This is a genomic window from Pseudoalteromonas sp. SR44-2 (assembly GCF_014163745.1).
Classification (GTDB): Bacteria; Pseudomonadota; Gammaproteobacteria; order Enterobacterales; family Alteromonadaceae; genus Pseudoalteromonas; species Pseudoalteromonas distincta.
Map to the genome: position 1 here is coordinate 36232 of NZ_JACJDW010000013.1, position 18784 is coordinate 55015.

Here is an 18784-nt window from a genome sequence, read left to right on the forward strand (position 1 = left end):
CACATTTATTTAATAGTACGGAGTGAGCTAAACATGGCTAACGTTCAACAGCATATCGGCAGCATTGCATTAGTTGTTAAGGACTACGACGATGCCATTGAGTTTTATACTCAAAAGCTCAACTTTAAGTTAGTCGAGGATACTAACTTAGGAGAGGGTAAACGCTGGGTGTTAATTTCACCACCAAATTCAAACGGGGCTTGTTCAAATGGGACTAATTCGAGCAGGACTAATCTACAGCTTGCTAAAGCCACAACGCCCGAACAAATTAGCGCTATTGGTAATCAAACGGGTGGTCGCGTGTTTTTATTTTTGCATACTAATGATTTCTGGCGAGATTATAATTTAATGCTTTCTAAAGGCGTTACATTTAACGAAGAGCCTAGAGTAGAACCCTATGGCACCGTAGTGGTTTTTGAAGACCTATATGGTACAAAATGGGATTTACTGCAGCTTAATAATTAGTTATGTAAAGTGACGCTTGAACTCACGTCACTTTATTAACTAACTCTCTTACAACTGGGAATAAATCACTGGGTAGCATTCCTCTTTGCCCGTCTCGCTCACTTGCGATATCACCGGCTTTAGCGTGCAGTGTTACACCATAGCGTGCTGCTTCATCAATAGTTAAACCTTGAGCAAGTAATGCCCCAATAATACCAGTGAGTACATCGCCACTGCCGCCAACTGCCAGTGCTGGGTTGCCATCTTCACATACCCACGTGTGCTGGGCATTATCTATTAATGTTCCAGCGCCTTTTAATACACAAGTCGCGTTATAGCGCTTGGCGCAAAGGCGGGCATAATTAAAACGGTCTGATTCTATGTCGCTAGTACTAACACTTAGCAGACGCGAAGCTTCGCCTGGATGTGGCGTAAGTACGCATTGCTCTAACATATACGATGAAGCTTGCTTAGCGAGTAAATTAAGGGCGTCTGCATCTATAACCAATGGCATTTTATTGTTTTGGCAATATTGCATTACTTCATCGAATGTTTGTTGTGCCCACTCGTCTTGCCCAAGCCCTGGGCCAATAACAACGCAGCTTGCCCACTCTAGCGCTTGATGTAAGTTATTACTGCTTACCATAAGTTCTGGTCTGCCAATACTAATAGGTGTTATTGAGCTTTCGTGTGTATACACCCTTACCATACCAGCACCCGTTCTAAGAGCTGCTTCACTACTTAACCTAATTGCACCTGCAGTACCTTGATTGCCACCAACACATAAAAGCTTGCCATGGCTGCCTTTGTGACTATTGATTGCCCGCGTGGCAATTCCTTTAAAGCTATTAATATTTATCAAGGTACCTGATGATTGAGCTATACAAGTAAACGCATCGCCAATTGCTAAATCATCAAAAACTAACTTACCGCTATGTTGTTTACCTGCCGTCGTTGTGAGCCCTTGCTTTATACCTACAAAAGTAACGGTTGAAGTAGCTTGTACTGCGCACCCTAAAGGCTGTCCTGTATTTGCTTCAATGCCTGATGGAATATCAATGCTTATTACGGGCTTACCACTGTTATTTACAGCGTTAATTATATTCGCAAAATTATCGCGCACGGCGCTATTAAGCCCAGTACCAAGGAGCGCATCAATAACGATATCGCACTCATTAAGAGCATCTTTTGTAAAATGAGAAACCACCCCACCCGCTTCTATCCATAGCTGCTGCGCTTTTGCAGCATCACCTTTTAATGTTTTTTCGGGTTCAGCAGCGCATACTGTTACCTTTTTACCTGATTGCATAATAAGCCTAGCTACAACGTAACCGTCTCCAGCATTGTTACCATGGCCAACAATGACTAATGTATGCTGCGCATCAAATAACTGCCATTGCTTATATACAGCCTCTCCTGCCCGCTGCATTAGGGTAAATAAATCGCAATGACTATTTTTAGCCGCTAAAGCTTCATTATCTCTTACTTGTTGTGCGGTAAATAAGGTTTTATTAAGCATAAAGGCTCCTTTAATAGGTGATAGTTCACCTTATCAAATACTTATATCTAGCGGCTAGTTCTGTTGGCAATTTTAAATTGCAATTTTATTTAAAGTCTAACACTGCCACTTCAATTTAAGCATGGCTCACTTGAGCACGTCTAACTTGAGCAAGGTGAGCTAATTAAAGTACAATGCAGTTAATTAAAGGCTTGGTTTACTTGTAATCCAAGCCTGTTTATTTTAGGTAGAGAAAAGCATGGCACAAACTCGCGGTAACTTATTTATTTTATCAGCCCCTTCAGGTGCTGGTAAATCAAGCTTAATCAATGCGTTATTAAAAAAACACGCTGATATGAAAGTATCTGTATCACATACAACTCGCGCCCCTCGCCCAGGCGAAGAAAATGGTGTGCATTATCACTTTGCATCTACAGATGAGTTTAAAGCGCTTATTGCCAAAGATGACTTTTTTGAATGGGCCCAAGTGTTTGACAATTACTACGGCACATCAAAGCAGGCTATTGAGTCGCAACTTGATGCGGGTATTGATGTGTTTTTAGATATTGATTGGCAAGGCGCGCAACAAGTGCGCGAAATAATGCCAAGCGTGAAAACTATTTTTATACTACCTCCTTCAAAAGAAGAGTTAGAGCAACGCTTAAATAATCGTGGCCAAGATTCGGCTGAGGTTATTGCCTCTCGTATGGCAAAAGCACAATCTGAAACATCACATTATAACGAATACGACTATGTAATTGTTAATGATGACTTTGAGAGCGCGCTTGGCGACATAGAAATGATTGTAATGGCTCAGCGCTTAACCCTAAAAGCGCAAGAAGAACGCCATCAAGTTTTACTAAATAGCCTGCTTAAATAATTTAAGTCTATTTAAATCAGGCTTAGACAAGTAAAACTGATAAAAATTGAACACTGGCTATTGGCGAAAGTGGCTGCTTGCAGTAAACTACGTCTTTGATTTAAATTATTTTTGGAGTGCTGTGATGGCCCGCGTAACAGTTGAAGATGCAGTAGATGCAGTTGGTAATCGTTTTGACTTAATTTTAGTTGCGGCTCGTCGTGCCCGCCAAATTGCTGTTGGTGGTAAAACTCCACTAGTAGACCCTGAAAACGATAAGCCAACGGTAGTTGCTTTACGTGAAATTGAACTAGGTTTAGTTGATAGCTCTTCAATGGACTTAATTGACCGTGAAGAACAACAACACCAAGAAGCAGCTGAATTAGCTGCTGTTGCTGCTATTGTTGGTGGCAACCAATAATCGACCTCCCGGTCTGATTTAGCCAACGGCGCAGTATTTCTACTATAGCCGTTGGCAATCCTCTCTTTTCATCGTATATTCGTAACTTACCTAATTTGCTTCACTAGAACATTGGAGTGTGAATGTATCTTTTTGAAGGTCTTAAAAAGAAAATCTCAGAATACTTGCCCGCTGCTGATGTAGAGCTGGTTCAAAAATCTTACGTGGTAGCCCGAGAGGCCCATGAAGGACAAACTCGCTCGAGTGGCGAACCTTACATAACGCACCCAGTAGAAGTAACCCAAATTCTTGCAGGCATGCATCTTGACCATGAAACACTCATGGCCGCGCTAATGCATGATGTAATTGAAGATACTGATTTTAGTCAACAAGATTTAGCCGAGATATTTGGCGAAACTGTTGCAGAGCTAGTTGAAGGTGTGAGTAAGCTCGATAAGCTTAGCTTTAAAGATAAAAAAGAATTCCAAGCTGAAAACTACCGCAAAATGATTATGGCAATGACCCAGGATATTCGAGTCATTTTAATCAAGCTTGCTGATAGAACACACAATATGCGTACTTTAGGCGCATTGCGGCCAGATAAGCGCCGCAGAATAGCGCGTGAAACACTAGAAATTTACGCACCAATTGCAAACCGCTTAGGTATTCACGATATTAAAAATGAACTTGAAGACTTAGGTTTTCAAGCTTTATATCCTATGCGTCATCGCGCACTTAAATCGGAAGTTGCTAAAGCACGCGGTAATCGCAAAGAAGTTATTACTAATATCCAGCATGAAATAGAAGCACGTCTTGAAGAGTCAGGCATTAAAGCAACTGTGTCAGGCCGTGAAAAACATTTATATAGTATTTATAAAAAAATGCTTAATAAAGAACTGCTATTTAACGAGGTTATGGATATTTACGCGTTTAGAATTGCAGTTGACTCTATGGATACGTGTTATCGTGTATTAGGTGTAGCTCATAGTCTTTATAAACCTATTGAAACACGCTTTAAAGATTATATTGCAGTACCAAAAACAAACGGTTACCAATCGCTTCATACTTCATTAGTTGGTCCACACGGTATACCTGTTGAAATTCAAATTCGTACTCACGATATGGATCATATGGCCGACAAAGGTGTAGCGGCGCATTGGATGTATAAAAAAGCAGGTGATGGTGCAGGTAATACTTCGCAGCAACGTGCTCGCCAGTGGATGCAGAGCTTATTAGAGCTTCAGCAAAGTGCGGGTTCATCATTTGAATTTATTGAAAATGTAAAAACTGAGCTATTCCCAGAAGAAATTTACGTATTTACACCAGATGGGCGTATTGTTGAGCTACCGATGGGTGCTACCGCAGTCGATTTTGCTTATGCCGTGCATACAGATGTAGGCAACACCTGCGTAGGCGCGCGCGTTAATCGCAAGCCGCACCCTTTAAGTAGGCCCTTAGATACAGGGCAAACGATAGAGATAATAACAAGCTCAGGTGCTCACCCTAATGCAACATGGCTAAACTTTATTGTTACTGGTAAAGCGCGTTTGGGCGTTCGTAACTACCTTAGAAGCCAGCATCATGAAGAAGCTATGCTTTTAGGGCGCCGCTTACTTGATTCAGCATTAGGTGAAAACAAACTAGATAGCATTGCTGATGAAAATATAGCAAGAGTACTTGAGGAGCACGAACTAACAACGCTTCTTGAATTACTTGTAGAAATTGGCTCTGGTAACCTAATGAGCATGTTAATTGCCAAACGCCTATTACAAAATGACAGTGACGACTTAACTGATATTACCAGCCAAGCCAAAGCGACCATTATTGGTACTGAGGGCATGCTAGTTAATTACTCTAAGTGTTGCCGACCTGTACCTGGCGATGCTATTACAGCTCATGTAAGCCAAGGTAAGGGCCTGACCGTTCACCGCCAAGAATGTAAAAACATCCGTGGCTGGGAAAATGAGCGCTCTAAATACTTAGTTGTAAAATGGGACGACAACCCAGAGAAAGAATATATTGCAGCTCTGAGAGTTGAAATTATTAATCATCAGGGGGCTCTGGCTAAATTAACCAATGTTGTTACTACAACCCAAGCCAATATTGTAGAAATTACCACCGATGAAAAAGAAAGTAATTTATACGTGATAGATTTAGGGGTTACCGTTAAAAACCGTATCCACGTTGCTAACATTATGCGCCGCATTCGCGTTATGCCTGATGTACAAAAAGTCTATCGTAAAAAGTAAAATAGGAAACACATGAATAAAGCATTTATCTCTACCGACAAAGCACCTGCTGCCATTGGCACTTACAGCCAAGCAGTTAAAGTAGGCACCGCTGTTTATTTATCTGGTCAAATTCCATTAGTGCCAGAAACGATGGAAATGATTTCAGAAGACTTTAGTGAGCAAACGCATCAGGTATTTAAAAATATCACTGCGGTATGTGAAGAAGCTGGCGGAAAAATTCACGATTTAGTGAAAATAAATATTTATCTAACTGATTTATCTAACTTCGCCACTGTAAATGAAGTTATGAGCCAATACTTTAAGCAACCTTACCCAGCGAGAGCTGCATTAGGTGTTCGTGCACTTCCAAAAGGTGCACAAGTTGAAATAGATGGAATAATGGAACTTCCTTCTACCAATTAAGTATTACAGGCTATAGAGCCTCTCTATAGCCTTTCTTTCCCTCTTAGCACTTCGTTCTCTGTGACTTCTTGACTCAAATGTAAATTTCTAGCAATCTGTAGTTGTGTTTTAAAAAACAAACTTAACTTAAGTAGTAAAAAAGGATTAACTCGTGTTTAAGCTTGCCAACAATGGAAATGTTTTACTTGATGTAAAAGAACATATTCCTCCCAGCGCTGCATTTATTTTAGAGGCTCTCGAAAAGTCAGCTTTTTGCGACTGCAAAATAGATCATGACGCTATTAATGATTTTTTTAAAAACGAAAACACACAACACACTCTGGTTGTAGCAACAAAACACAATGCCACTTTAAATGTAACAATTAGCGACGATAAAATGCTGGCCATTGGCGAGCTAACCCTTGCCCAAGGCGGAAAATTATTAAGTTTAGAAGATGCAAAAAAACAACTCGTTAAAGCAGGAATTGTGCGTGGCTATAAGCAAGCATTTTTAGAGTTGCTACTGCAAAAACAGTTTGAGCATACAGCGGGTTCTGTCGTTAAGGGAGTATTAGCTAAAGGTAGGCTACCAAGTGATGGTTTGGCCACCAAACTAATAACAACCGTAGAGACTTTAAAAGACCGTTTAAAAACCCCCAAGCTCAAAGAAGATGGCAGCGTGGATATGCGCGACTTTGGCAAGCTTGCAAGCGTAGAGCCAGGCTCTGTGCTTATTCGCCAACAACCAGCAACCCCTGGTAAAGAAGGCTTCACCGTAATAGGTGACATACTGCCCGCAAAACCCGGAGAAAATAAACAATTAGTGGCAGGCGAAGGCACCGAAATATCAAAGCTAAATCCGCTTGAACTAGTCTCTACTATTGCAGGTGTTCCGGTTGAAATTAATAATGGTATGCGTGTCGACGATATTTTTACCATTTCAGATGTAAACGTAAAAAGCGGCCACATTGACTTTCAAGGCAGTGTTATTGTTACCCGTAATATAGACCCTGGAATGAAAGTAACAGCCAAAGGCGATATTACTATATTTGGCACTGTTGAATCAGGAGAGCTTACCGCAGGCGGAAACATCACCGTTAAACAAGGCATTATTGGCCATCAAAAAGCCGACGAACAATCACTGTCTTGTAAGCTTATTGCACGAGGTGATATTCACGTATCCCATTCACAGTATTGCTACCTAGAAGCAAATAATATTTTTATTGATCGCCAAACAAGCCACTGTGTAATGAAAGCTAAACGCTTACTGCAAGTTGGTCAATCCGACTTACCTAAGGGTAAAATATTTGGTGGCGAAATACTCGATGCAACGACCCTCATTGCTGGCGAAATAGGGAATGAATCAGGCGCTAAAATGATTATTAACCTAGCGGCTTCTGGCGCCGAAATAACCGCTGATACTGATAATTGCTTTAAAGACTTAGCTAAAACAGATGCACAGCTAGACACGTTGCAAGCAGCACTAGAAAAAACTGATTTAGTGAAAGATGCCGAAAAGAAAAAACTATTAATTACTAAAATTGGTGCTACTCAAAAGCATTATTGTGAGCAGGCAGAGCAATTAGAAAAACGTCTTTCAAACTTAGATCACGACTTACACGATTTACTTAACGACGCTAATTTAGCGGTAAATTCTGTTTTGCATTCAGGTGTAGAGATTCATATTTTTGATAAAGTACTCAAAACAATCCGCAATTACCCTCCGTGCAACGTTAAACTTTTGAATAACAAAATTGAAATAGAGTTCAAAACAAGCTAATAACAGAGTGCTCTATTGAGCACTCAAATTTATTCACATTTAAAGTAGACCGCTTACCTCAGCATGTGTTTGCTGCGGCCATACACCCACTTGTACTTGACCAATATGCTGCTTTTGTAGCAAGAGCATAGCCAAGCGCGACTGCCCTATTCCACCGCCAATTGTTTGCGGAAATTTACTTTGTAGTAGCGCTTTATGCCAATCAAACTCTAAGCGGTCTTCATCTCCAGTAACCCTTAACTGCGCTTTTAAAACTTCAGGACTTACACGTATACCCATTGATGAAATTTCAAAGGCGTCTTCAAGTACTGGGTTCCATACTAAAATATCACCATTTAAACCCATGTATTGCTCGCATGTCGGCGTAGACCAATCATCGTAATCAGGGGCTCTTACATCATGGATTTTGCCATCACCAAGCGCGCCACCAATACCAATTAAAAATACAGCACCATACTCTTGTGCAATGGCTTTTTCGCGTTGTTTAGCGCTAAAGTCAGGGTACATTTTACGTAGCTCTTCACTGTGCACAAACTTAATGTCGTCCGGTAAAAAAGGCGTCAAACCATAAGACTCACTTACAAAAGCTTCCGTCTCTTTTATCCCTTTATAAATAGATTGAACAGTTTGCTTTAGTGTTGCCAGCGAACGCTCTGTGGTTTCGTTAATTACTTTTTCCCAATCCCATTGATCAACATATACAGAATGAATAGGACTTAATGAATCTTCATCTGGGCGCAAAGCTTTCATTTGAGTGTAAATACCCTCACCAACACCAAAGCCATAAGTTGCGAGTGTTTTACGTTTCCACTTAGCCAGTGAATGCACCACTTCGTAGCGGCTATCTGTAATCGCTTTTACATTTACAGCAACTGCGTTTTCATGGCCGCTTAAGTTATCTTGCGTGCCGTCACCTACTTTAGCCAAAATAGGGGCTTGAACCTCAACCAGCCCAAGTTGGGTTTCTAGTTGCTGTGAAAAAAATTGCTTAACTTTACTTATTTGCTGCTGTTGCTGCACATAGTGTGAACTCATAATAATTGGCCTCATTCCCAGTTATTGTTACTTGCTTAATTGATAAAAAGCGCCCTAATGAGCGCCTTTAATGAGGTTAATGTAACGATTTGATTAATTAATTCAATATCCCATAACAAAAATAGCTTTAACATATTAAAACCATCAATTAAGTGGTATAAAAATCATATATTCGATAATTTTATGAGAAAAATATAATGGAAAATTATTTAATCGATAATCTCGATAAACAGATACTTCATGCATTAATGGAAAATGCCCGTACTGCGTACGCCGAATTAGCAAAAAGATTTAATGTAAGCGCAGGGACAATTCACGTAAGAATTGAAAAAATGAAGCAAGCAGGGATCATTACAGGCACCCAATTAACGATTAATACTAAACAGTTAGGCTACGATGTGTGTTGCTTTATAGGTATTAATTTAAATAACGCACGTGATTACCCACAAACACTTATAAAGCTAGAAGCATTGGAGGAAGTGGTAGAGGCTTATTACACAACAGGTAACTACAGTATATTTATAAAGGTAATGACAAAGTCCATTGATCACTTACAAGATGTGCTGATTAATAAGATACAAGCAATAGAAGCCATTCAATCAACAGAAACACTGATTTCTCTACAAAATCCAATTAGCCGTACGGTAATGCCTTAACTGTAAAAATCTCGTATAATTGCCGAAAAAAGAGGATAACCATGCAGCAAACTCGCTACCAAAGAATCGAAGACGTACTTTCGCGCCGTCAAACAGACTTAACCGTGTGCTTAGAAGACGTGCACAAACACCATAACTTATCTGCAATAGTACGAAGTGCTGATGCGGTTGGTTGTCATCACGTACATGCTGTATGGCCTGAAAAGCAAAAATGGCTAACTAATAACACCTCAGGTGGCAGTAAAAACTGGCTAGAGACGCACTTACATAGAAATATTGATGATGCTGTTACTGCAATGCGTGAACGCAATCCAGAAATACAAATACTCGCGACTCACTTATCAGAAGATGCCGTTGATTTTAGAGAAGTAGATTACACCAAGCCAACGGCTATTATTGTTGGACAAGAAAAAACAGGGATCTCAGAAAAAGCCCTAGAATATGCCGATCAAAATATTATTATTCCAATGCAAGGCATGGTGCAATCGCTAAATGTTTCAGTTGCTGCTGCGCTAATATTGTTTGAAGCACAGCGCCAACGTGAGCTGGCTGGTTTATATAATAGAGATATGTTGAGCGCCGAAGTTAAACATCCACTCTACTTTGAAGGCTGCCACCCTATTATCGCAAGGCAGTGTAAACAAAAAAAATTACCTTATCCTGCACTTGATGAAAACGGCGAAATAGTCGCTGACGAGCAATTTTGGCAAGCTTTAAAACATACTTGATGGACTAAAGCTCTGTAAGTACACTTAACTTATTCACAAATAATAAGATTGATATAATTTGTCTAAACCTAGCTTAAATCAATACCCAATTACAGAGCTCAAAGGGGTCGGCCCAAAAATGGCTGAGCGTTTGTTAAAGCTAGGTATTTTAACTGTGCAAGATATGCTTTTTCATTTGCCACTTCGCTATGAAGATCGCACTCGCTTATACGCGATTAATGAGTTGTCACTACATAGCCACGTGAGTGTTGAAGCAACAATTGAAACAAGCCAAATCACGTTTGGAAAAAGGCGCATGCTTGTTTGCCAAATCAATGATGGTACTGGCAGGCTAACACTACGATTTTTTAATTTTACCGCCGCACAAAAAAACGCATTTAGCGCTGGTAAAATAATACGTTGTTTTGGTGAAGTGCGCCGTGGCCGTGTTGGCTTTGAAATGAGTCATCCTGAATACAGCATCAGCGATACCTCTAACGAGCAGCCGGTAGCGACAACATTAACGCCCGTTTATTCAACAACCGAAGGCTTAAAGCAACTATCGATTAGAGCTTTAAGCGAACAGGCTATTGATTTACTAAATAAATACTCAGTAGAAGAACTACTGCCTTCACAGTGGCAGCCATCAAATATGCCGCTAAGTGACGCCTTATTATTACTGCACCGCCCACCAAATGATGTTGATGTAACTGCATTAGAGCAAGGTACTCACCCTGCTCAACAGCGCCTTGTATTTGAGGAGTTACTTGCTCAAAACCTCAGCTTATTAAAAGTACGAGAGCAAGGGCAACAAGTTAAAGCCGTGGCATTAAATCCGGTAAACACATTAGAAAGCCAGTTTTTAGAGCAACTTCCTTTTGCCCCCACAAATGCGCAAAGCCGCGTAGTTGCTGAGATTAAAGGTGACATGCAACACGCGTATCCCATGATGCGTTTAGTACAAGGCGATGTAGGCTCTGGTAAAACCTTAGTAGCAGCACTTAGTGCACTAACAGCCATTGCGCAGGGCTTTCAAGTCGCTTTAATGGCTCCTACTGAAATTTTATCAGAGCAACATGGTGTTAATTTTACAACGTGGTTTAATCAACTAGGTATAACCGTTGCTTGGCTTGGCGGTAAAACAAAAGGCAAAGAGCGCGTAGCAACACTTGAAAAAATAGCCTCCGGTGAGGCGCAAATGATTGTAGGTACTCACGCTTTATTTCAAAATGAAGTTAAGTTTAATAACTTAGTGCTTATCGTTATTGATGAACAACACCGCTTTGGTGTCCACCAGCGTTTATCACTGCGTGAAAAAGGTAAATTTGGTGATTGTTACCCTCATCAACTAGTCATGACCGCAACACCCATTCCACGTACACTCGCCATGACCGCCTATGCCGACTTAGAAACCTCTGTGATTGACGAGCTGCCACCTGGGCGTACGCCAATCACAACAGTGGCACTTCCTGATACTCGCAGAGACGATATTATTGCCCGCGTTAAATTAGCGTGCAACGAGCAAGGCCGCCAAGTTTACTGGGTATGTACACTTATTGATGAATCTGAAGTACTGCAATGCCAAGCAGCTGAAGATAGTGCACTGCAGTTAAAAGAAGCATTACCAGAGCTAAACGTAGGCTTAGTACATGGGCGAATGAAATCAGCTGAAAAACAAGCCATTATGAGCGAGTTTAAAGCAGGTAATATACACGTATTAGTAGCCACTACGGTTATTGAAGTTGGTGTAGATGTCCCTAATGCGAGCTTAATCATTATAGAAAACCCCGAGCGCTTAGGCTTAGCACAGCTGCATCAGTTACGTGGGCGGGTTGGCCGTGGCGCTACTGCATCGCATTGCGTGCTTTTATACCACGCACCACTGTCTCATACTGCTCAAAAGCGATTAGGTGTACTACGCGATAGTAACGATGGCTTTGTGATAGCAGAGCGCGATTTAGAAATTCGTGGCCCTGGTGAAGTACTCGGTACAAAACAAACAGGGTTAGCCGAGTTTAAAATTGCCGATCTTACCCGCGATAAGCACATACTTAATCAAGTAAGGCCAATTGCACAGCAAATGCTTAAGCAACATCCAGAGGTTGTTGACCCACTAATTCAACGTTGGTTGGGTAACAAGCAAAATTACGCGCAAGCGTAACCACTCTATTTTATACTTTTGAGTTTACTAAGTTAATTTACTAAATTAGCTTACTAAAGATATAAAAAAGTCAGCTCTAAACAATATAAAGCTGACTACTGATATCTCAATAGAGCAGCATAAAAGCGATTTTCGCCCTTTACTGCTCTTAGTTAAATTTAAGCTTTGTTAAGCTCAAATATAAGCGATGTTTGCGGGAATGAAATTGGCATTTGTAAACCAAACTGCATTAACGCTTCACCGGTAAATGTTTGACCATTTACCGCAGCAATAGAAGATGGACGATACTCTTCAAATTTTACCGGCCACACTAAATTAAGTGTGTACTGCGCATCGGCATCTAGGCCAACAAAACGAAGCTTATTAGGCGCTGTACGCGGTGTTTCGCGAACGCTGTTATAGGCGAATAACGCTTTTGTTTTTTGCTCATCGATTAAACCAAAGTTAATAGATAAATCGTCGCTATCTAGGCGGTATAAATCGGCAGCATGAATAAACTCACGATGCTCTTTGTGAAGTGCTATTGCCGCTTTAAGTGCATTGTATTCGTGATCGGTCAGCTCACGTGGGTCCATTTCGATTCCCATGTGGCCAAACATTGATACCGCAACACGCATTTCAATACTTACATTACGCCCTGTAATATGACAATCGCGTGGGCCTACGTGAGCGCCCATTACCGACGATGGGAAAAAGAACGAACATCCACGCTGTATTTCAAGGCGATCAAGCGCATCATTTGAATCTGACGTCCATACACGGTCTGTGTGTGCAAGTACGCCGTAATCTACACGTGCACCACCTGACGAACAGCTTTCTATTTCAAGACCAGGGTGCGCCGCTTTAATACGGTCAATTAAACGATAAAGTGCCAATGTTTGCTGATGAACAGCAGGCTTGCCATCAAAATTACCCGCATGGTTAATATCGCGGTTCATATCCCATTTAATGTACTTAATAGTTGGGTATTCAACTAAAATATCGTCAATCGCTTTGTATAGGTACTCAACAACCTCAGAGCGCGTTAAATCAAGTACGAGCTGATTTCTAAAGCTTAACTGCTCGTTATTTTCTGAGCCTAAAACCCAATCAGGATGCGCGCGGTATAAATCGCTATCTGGGTTGACCATTTCTGGTTCAAACCAAATACCAAACTCCATACCTAAGCTATTAACATGATCAATGACTGGCGATAAGCCATCTGGGTAAATTTTGTAATCTACTGTCCAATCACCTAAGCCTGCATTGTCGCCACGGCGGCCTTTAAACCAGCCATCATCAAGTACAAAACGCTCAATACCTAACGGCGCTACTTTGTCGGCTAACTGCTTAAGCGTGTCTACGTCGTGATCAAAGTAAATACCTTCCCACGTGTTGTAATGCACAGGGCGCGCTTTTTCACGTTGAGCTTGGCTAAGTAAATTAGCTTTAACAAAACGATGAAAATTACGAGAAAGTGCGCTAAAACCTTCACTTGAAAACGAGCCATAAATGCTCGGGCTTTGATACGTTTGACCTTTAGCAAGCGTAAGCTCACCAGGAAGTAATAGCTCACCCATTTGTACATAACGACGACCTTCAGCTAGAAGCTCTGCGCGTAGTTTATTGTTGCCGCTCCAACCTAAATGAAAGCCGTAACATTCGCCGTGGTGCTCGCCTGCATTTTCGTTATGCACTAATAAACCAGGAAACACATCGTGTGATGTTTTGCCTTTACGGTTTTCACGTACAAAGCTGCCAAGCACTAAATCAACAGATTGACGCTGGAATTCGTTTGACCAACGACCTTCAAAGCTCACTATTTTACTTACGCTGTCTGGCAATTGAAATGTTGGCGCGGCGCAAAAATTAACGCTCAGTGGTGAGTCACCTAAATTAGTTAATACAGTATGTGCACTTAGTACGTCACTGTTGTTGTCAAGCGTAATGCTGTGCACGACTTCAATACCACGAAGCTTATCTACACTTACAAACTCAACAGTCGCACTTGAAGGCTGACGCACTTCTTGAAGCTCTGGCCCAACTGACCATGCAATTGAATCATTTACTAGCTCAAGCCCTGGCGCGCCAGTAAAGCCTTCGCCTAATAAAGGAGATAGAGAAATAGGCGCTTCTTCAACCACGGCACATTTTACTTCTTGACGGGTAGCAAGCTGAGTAAGCATTGTTTCTGTTGTTTGCTCAGATAGGCGCTTACCAAAGTACAGTAACGCCGGTGTTTTGCTCTGGCAGTCGAAAATAACGGTGCTGTTTACACTGTCTAATCGATAAAATGATTTAGTGTCGGCCATGATTTTCCTATCCTCTTGTTCATTGTGTGAGTTATAAATATAACGAAAATTAGTAAGCTACACTATTTACTAAATGTATCTCTTTGCTTGAGCCACAATCTATCAGATGGTGACACTCAATAATAATAGTATATATCATACAAATTAGGTTTTGATAGTCTTTACATCGCAAATAGTCAGATAAACTCACTGGAAGTACCACTGTAATAAAAGGTATTAAACTAACCTTTACTTTAAAGCTCTGTTATTGCTTTTAATATATATAAAAAATCGGCCAGAGTTGCCCCATGACCGATTTTGTCAGCTTAAACTATTTACAATCTATTTTTGTACTTGTACTTGTCCTGCGTCATCAAGTGCCGGTGTTTTACCTGCCCACTGCGCATTCAAACCAAATACCACTTTATTTACTATCAATGCAAAAGCTACACATACAATCAGTGTAATTGGCATTAAGTGAATGTAATGAATGTCAGTATGTAGTGGGGAGTTTGCAAACGTAAGCATGCCGTACATTACAACACCTAAAATTACTGCTGCAATACCTGCACGTGCATCAACATTTTTAAATAATAAGCCCACTACAAAAATTGAGAATATAGGCATACTTAATAAGCCATTTAATTGCTGTAGCAAGTTAATAATACTGTCTGCTTGCTGGTAAATTGGTACAAGTACCAGTGTTAAGCTTGTTAGTAGCAATGTTACGTAACCACTTAGCTTTACAACACTTGGCTCTTTATTAAAGTAAGCTTCGTGAATGTCACATACATATAGTGCTGTAGCTGAATTTAATAAGCTGTTGTAAGTAGACAGCACTGCCGCTGCCATTGCCGCTGCAAACACACCAGTTAACCATGCTGGCATTACATCACCTACAATTCGACCATAAGCAGCGTCGCCAATATCGCCGTAAAGTTTAAATGAAATAATACCCGGTAATACCACAATGGCAGGGACGATTAAAAAACGAATTCCCGCTGCGGCAAATATACCTTTTTGCGCTTCTTTAACATTAGGTGCTGCCATGGCTCGTTGCGTAATTGTTTGGTTAGTACCCCAGTAATACATTTGAATAAAGATCATACCGGTTAAAAGTGTTGGCCACGGAATAGGTGAGTCAGCATCGCCTATGAGTGTTAAGCGCTCCTCAGGAATACCCGTAAAGTCATAATTAATCGCATTAAGTGCTAAAAACACCACTAAAACAGCCATACCCAGTACCAGTAAACCGTTGTATGTATCAGACACTGCAACTGCACGTAGACCACCAAAAAACGCATAAATAGCACCTACAATGGCAAATGCGGTGGCAATATACATTAGCGGAATATCAACCTTAAACATGGTTTGCATAAATAGCGCACCTGAGTAAATTACCGCTGGCATGTAAATAAGTGCATTACCTAAAAAGAATAATCCCCCAATAACAGCGCGAATATGTTTGTTGTTATAGCGCTTTTCTAAAAGCTCTGTGGTGGTAGTACAATTGTATTTGTAATAAACAGGAATGAAGACTTTAGCTAAAATAATTAAGCCAATAATCGCTGCAAGCTCCCACCAAACAAGCAAAGCCATTTGGTTGCCATTCATACCTACAAGCTGATCAGTACTTAAATTAGTTAATGTGATTGAACCTGCAACAAACATCCAAGTAAGGCCACCGCCCGCTAAAAAATACTCTTTGGTTTGGCTTTGTCCGTTATTACGATTTTGGCCTCGGCATTTCCAATAAGTAAGGCCACCGATTAAAGCGGTGACAAAAACAAAAACCACCAGCTGTAAAATGTTATCTGACATGTGTGTGTCTCCTACGCGTTACGCGCAATGTCTGTGTAATAAAAAAGTGCACGCTACAGCGCGTGCGCATCTCGACTTAGTTCTAACTTAATTTGCTTTAAAGGCATAAGTTCGGGACGTTGGTTGTGCAGCTTTACCAATGCATTTAACTGAAACAGAGCAATAAGCATACTGTTAAGCACACTTAGGTAACCTTGCTTGAGTAAGTTTGCAACGGTATCGCTATCTAAAGTTTGCAGTTTGTCTTCATCAACGGTGCTCAAACCTTGAATAGTTTGGGTTTCGCCTTGTTCAAACTGCAATACAATATCTATGTTTTTAATAAGCCCTAAGCGCGCTACTTCTTGGGTAAATTGATACGTTTGATAATCATTTTTTAAATCGCTCTCAAGTAGCTTTTGCTGTGAATTCAAAAATAAGCTTGGCTTACCTTTAGCATCAAATAGTGCCTCGCCTTGCTGCGTATTTACGGCTGAGCTTTGATCATCAATCGCAATAAAGTAGTCGCTGTTATTTGCTTCACGGGTCATTAAATAAAGAGGGTGAGTTTGTATACATACCGGTGTGTAAAGCGCCTGCCACTGGTTGTTATTAACCAATAAACTTTGCCCAGCACTAAAGCTTGTTAAACCCGATACGGTATAACTGCCGTTTTGCGCATTTCGCGCTAAAAATATAGGTAAGTCGCATGCAGCTTTTGCCACTTCGTTAGCTCTTAAATTAACTAAATGCTGCGTTTTTGCATATTCAACACCTGCATTAGGGTTAATTTTTAATGTTTGGTGTTTGGTGTTTACTAGTTCACTAATAGCCATAGTTACACATCCTTAAACTGGGTTAGCCGCTAACCACTGCTCAATATAAGCGCGGTGTGGCGGCAAAGTTTGCAACATCTGCTGTGTAAGCTGGCTGTTACGTTCAATTATTTGTTTGGCTTGAGCGTCTTGTGAATACAAATAAGCCTGTTTAGTAAAGTCTGGTTTGAAGCCCATACCATATAAAACGTACTGGTAGCTGGCGGCTGGGAATAACTCTAATGCGCCATGAAAATCTTGAATAAGCGGGCCACGGCTTCCCCAAAGCAGTAAATCTTCTTGCAGGGTTTGTGGAATAGTGTCCGGATGTACATGCGCTTGCCAGTAAGGTTCTGGACGCTTGGTTAGCATGTAATGGAGCTTTAAAAAGTCGATAATGCGCTGCCAGCGGTAGTCCATTTGCTCGTTAAAGCGTTTAGCTACAATAGGCATTACTTGTGTATCTGCTGGCATATGCTCTGCTACAAAGCGTGCTGAAATTTCAACAAGCATAATAGCGGTTGCTTCAAGCGGCTCTACAAACCCTGCTGACATACCCACTGCAACACAGTTTTTATGCCAAAACTTCTCACGGTAGCCCGACTCAAAGCTAATTTTACGGGCAGTTAAACCGTTTGCTGCATCGCCTAAATAGTTTCGTAAGTTTTGCTCTGCTTCATCGTCTGATAAAAATTTGCTTGAATAAACATGCCCTACACCACGGCGATGCGTTAAACCTATATCCCAAATCCATCCAGCATTTTGCGCTGTTGCTATGGTATGGCTGGCTAAGGAGTCATCGTTTTCATCGTAAGGGACTTGCATCGCCAGTGCGCTGTCGTTAAATAGCACGTGGTCCATTTTTTTAAACGCTACGTTGAGCGCTTGGCCTAATAACAATGATGAAAAACCAGTACAGTCTATGAATAAATCGGCGCTTATAATGCGGGTTTGATCTTTTAGAGTAAGCTCATTTATTGCACCATCGTCATCAAGTTTTACCTGATCAACAGTACCAACAATATGCTCTACGCCAAGCTTACTTTTACAATGCTGTTTAAGCATTTCTGCAAAAGCGCCGGCATCTAAGTGATAAGCGTAATTACAGTTACCTTGATATTCACCCTGAGCTATACCTCTTGGGGCTAAGCTTGCTTCGCAAATATCATGTTGAAAATTAGTTTGCTGTGCAAAGTCTTCAACATTATCTAAATAAGGGGCTAAATCTATGCGGCCGTAGCCTAGCGGTACAGTAAATGGATGGTAGTAAAAGTCGTTGTTGCCGTGCGTCCAATTTACAAATTTACCACCTTGCTTAAAGGTAGCGTTACAGGCTTTAAATACATCAACTTCACGCAAACCTATTTGCTGAAGTGTGTTTTTCATCGTGGGCCAGGTACCTTCACCTACACCAATTGTTGGAATATCTGACGATTCAACCAACATCACTTTTAAGCCATCACCATTTTTACCTTGGTGATACGAAGCTATAATTGCAGCGCTCAACCATCCTGCTGTGCCGCCACCAATTACTGCGATTGTTTTTATTGTTTTATTCATAATGGACTACTCTTTGAGTATCTTTGATAACGTTTTATACAACAAATGCCCGGTAGGGCATTTGGATTTAATGTGGTTTCATTTTAGCCAATTAGGTTAACTAATATACACTACTGTTAAATTAACCTAATTGGTATTAGCACTAATGTGCTGCAATGAAACAAGA

General features: G+C 40.9%; 15 protein-coding genes. 9 read left to right on the forward strand and 6 right to left on the reverse strand.

Annotation, left to right across the window (positions count from 1 at the left end; genetic code table 11):
* Window positions 1-33: 33 nt before the first annotated feature.
* Entirely contained in the window at window positions 34-465 is a 432-nt protein-coding gene (locus H5115_RS09875; RefSeq protein ID WP_182755010.1) for a VOC family protein, read from the forward strand.
* Between the two features lie 22 nt (window positions 466-487).
* On the opposite strand, the gene H5115_RS09880 is transcribed toward H5115_RS09875, so the two are convergent.
* The gene (locus tag H5115_RS09880) at window positions 488-1963 is read right to left on the reverse strand and encodes an NAD(P)H-hydrate dehydratase (protein WP_182755012.1); all 1476 of its coding nucleotides are present in this window, start codon (window positions 1961-1963) and stop codon (window positions 488-490) included.
* 238 nt (window positions 1964-2201) lie between these two features.
* Between H5115_RS09880 and gmk the strand changes: the two genes are divergently transcribed.
* The 5 genes from gmk (at window position 2202) to H5115_RS09905 (ending at window position 7614) form a co-directional block, all read left to right on the forward strand.
* Entirely contained in the window at window positions 2202-2822 is a 621-nt protein-coding gene (gmk, locus tag H5115_RS09885; RefSeq protein ID WP_024596677.1) for a guanylate kinase, read from the forward strand.
* A 124-nt stretch (window positions 2823-2946) separates the two neighbouring features.
* Complete coding sequence (rpoZ, locus tag H5115_RS09890; protein ID WP_002958829.1) at window positions 2947-3222, forward strand: DNA-directed RNA polymerase subunit omega; 276 nt, start codon at window positions 2947-2949, stop codon at window positions 3220-3222.
* 122 nt (window positions 3223-3344) lie between these two features.
* Window positions 3345-5450, forward strand: coding sequence for a bifunctional GTP diphosphokinase/guanosine-3',5'-bis pyrophosphate 3'-pyrophosphohydrolase (gene spoT, locus H5115_RS09895; RefSeq protein ID WP_002958827.1), 2106 nt, complete (start codon window positions 3345-3347; stop codon window positions 5448-5450).
* A 12-nt stretch (window positions 5451-5462) separates the two neighbouring features.
* Window positions 5463-5855, forward strand: coding sequence for a RidA family protein (locus H5115_RS09900; protein ID WP_182755014.1), 393 nt, complete (start codon window positions 5463-5465; stop codon window positions 5853-5855).
* 151 nt (window positions 5856-6006) lie between these two features.
* Window positions 6007-7614: a DUF342 domain-containing protein gene (locus H5115_RS09905; RefSeq protein WP_182692454.1), complete on the forward strand. Its 1608-nt coding sequence runs from the start codon at window positions 6007-6009 to the stop codon at window positions 7612-7614.
* Between the two features lie 39 nt (window positions 7615-7653).
* Here H5115_RS09905 and asnA read toward each other — a convergent pair whose 3' ends face one another.
* Window positions 7654-8649 carry an aspartate--ammonia ligase gene (asnA, locus tag H5115_RS09910; protein WP_165743488.1) on the reverse strand — a complete coding sequence of 332 codons (996 nt, stop codon included), beginning with the start codon at window positions 8647-8649 and terminating at the stop codon, window positions 7654-7656.
* Window positions 8650-8846: 197 nt separating this feature from the next.
* Here asnA and asnC point away from each other — a divergent pair, with 197 nt between their 5' ends.
* Genes asnC through recG form a run of 3 tightly spaced genes read left to right on the forward strand, consistent with a single transcriptional unit; the run spans window position 8847 to window position 12173 of the window.
* On the forward strand, window positions 8847-9305 hold the full coding sequence (gene asnC, locus H5115_RS09915; protein WP_024595831.1) for a transcriptional regulator AsnC: 459 nt from the start codon (window positions 8847-8849) through the stop codon (window positions 9303-9305).
* Between the two features lie 41 nt (window positions 9306-9346).
* Window positions 9347-10033 (forward strand): tRNA (guanosine(18)-2'-O)-methyltransferase TrmH, encoded by a 687-nt coding sequence (gene trmH / locus H5115_RS09920; RefSeq protein WP_007580009.1) that lies wholly within the window; start codon window positions 9347-9349, stop codon window positions 10031-10033.
* Window positions 10034-10091: 58 nt separating this feature from the next.
* Window positions 10092-12173 (forward strand): ATP-dependent DNA helicase RecG, encoded by a 2082-nt coding sequence (gene recG, locus H5115_RS09925; protein ID WP_182755016.1) that lies wholly within the window; start codon window positions 10092-10094, stop codon window positions 12171-12173.
* Window positions 12174-12331: 158 nt separating this feature from the next.
* Here recG and H5115_RS09930 read toward each other — a convergent pair whose 3' ends face one another.
* The 4 genes from H5115_RS09930 to H5115_RS09945 form a co-directional block, all read right to left on the reverse strand.
* On the reverse strand, window positions 12332-14464 hold the full coding sequence (locus H5115_RS09930; protein WP_182755018.1) for an alpha-galactosidase: 2133 nt from the start codon (window positions 14462-14464) through the stop codon (window positions 12332-12334).
* A gap of 321 nt (window positions 14465-14785) precedes the next feature.
* Complete coding sequence (locus H5115_RS09935) at window positions 14786-16264, reverse strand: SLC5 family protein (RefSeq protein ID WP_182682444.1); 1479 nt, start codon at window positions 16262-16264, stop codon at window positions 14786-14788.
* Window positions 16265-16317: 53 nt separating this feature from the next.
* Window positions 16318-17079, reverse strand: coding sequence for a SapC family protein (locus H5115_RS09940; RefSeq protein ID WP_182755020.1), 762 nt, complete (start codon window positions 17077-17079; stop codon window positions 16318-16320).
* A gap of 12 nt (window positions 17080-17091) precedes the next feature.
* The gene (locus tag H5115_RS09945) at window positions 17092-18618 is read right to left on the reverse strand and encodes a tryptophan halogenase family protein (RefSeq protein ID WP_182755022.1); all 1527 of its coding nucleotides are present in this window, start codon (window positions 18616-18618) and stop codon (window positions 17092-17094) included.
* Window positions 18619-18784: the final 166 nt, after the last annotated feature.

Coding starts and splice junctions, on each gene's coding strand:
- H5115_RS09875 (WP_182755010.1), top strand. CDS start 34: ATGGCTAACGTTCAACAGCATATCGGCAGCATTGCATTAGTTGTTAAG.
- H5115_RS09880 (WP_182755012.1), bottom strand. CDS start 1,963: ATGCTTAATAAAACCTTATTTACCGCACAACAAGTAAGAGATAATGAA.
- gmk (WP_024596677.1), top strand. CDS start 2,202: ATGGCACAAACTCGCGGTAACTTATTTATTTTATCAGCCCCTTCAGGT.
- rpoZ (WP_002958829.1), top strand. CDS start 2,947: ATGGCCCGCGTAACAGTTGAAGATGCAGTAGATGCAGTTGGTAATCGT.
- spoT (WP_002958827.1), top strand. CDS start 3,345: ATGTATCTTTTTGAAGGTCTTAAAAAGAAAATCTCAGAATACTTGCCC.
- H5115_RS09900 (WP_182755014.1), top strand. CDS start 5,463: ATGAATAAAGCATTTATCTCTACCGACAAAGCACCTGCTGCCATTGGC.
- asnA (WP_165743488.1), bottom strand. CDS start 8,649: ATGAGTTCACACTATGTGCAGCAACAGCAGCAAATAAGTAAAGTTAAG.
- asnC (WP_024595831.1), top strand. CDS start 8,847: ATGGAAAATTATTTAATCGATAATCTCGATAAACAGATACTTCATGCA.
- trmH (WP_007580009.1), top strand. CDS start 9,347: ATGCAGCAAACTCGCTACCAAAGAATCGAAGACGTACTTTCGCGCCGT.
- H5115_RS09930 (WP_182755018.1), bottom strand. CDS start 14,464: ATGGCCGACACTAAATCATTTTATCGATTAGACAGTGTAAACAGCACC.
- H5115_RS09935 (WP_182682444.1), bottom strand. CDS start 16,264: ATGTCAGATAACATTTTACAGCTGGTGGTTTTTGTTTTTGTCACCGCT.
- H5115_RS09940 (WP_182755020.1), bottom strand. CDS start 17,079: ATGGCTATTAGTGAACTAGTAAACACCAAACACCAAACATTAAAAATT.
- H5115_RS09945 (WP_182755022.1), bottom strand. CDS start 18,618: ATGAATAAAACAATAAAAACAATCGCAGTAATTGGTGGCGGCACAGCA.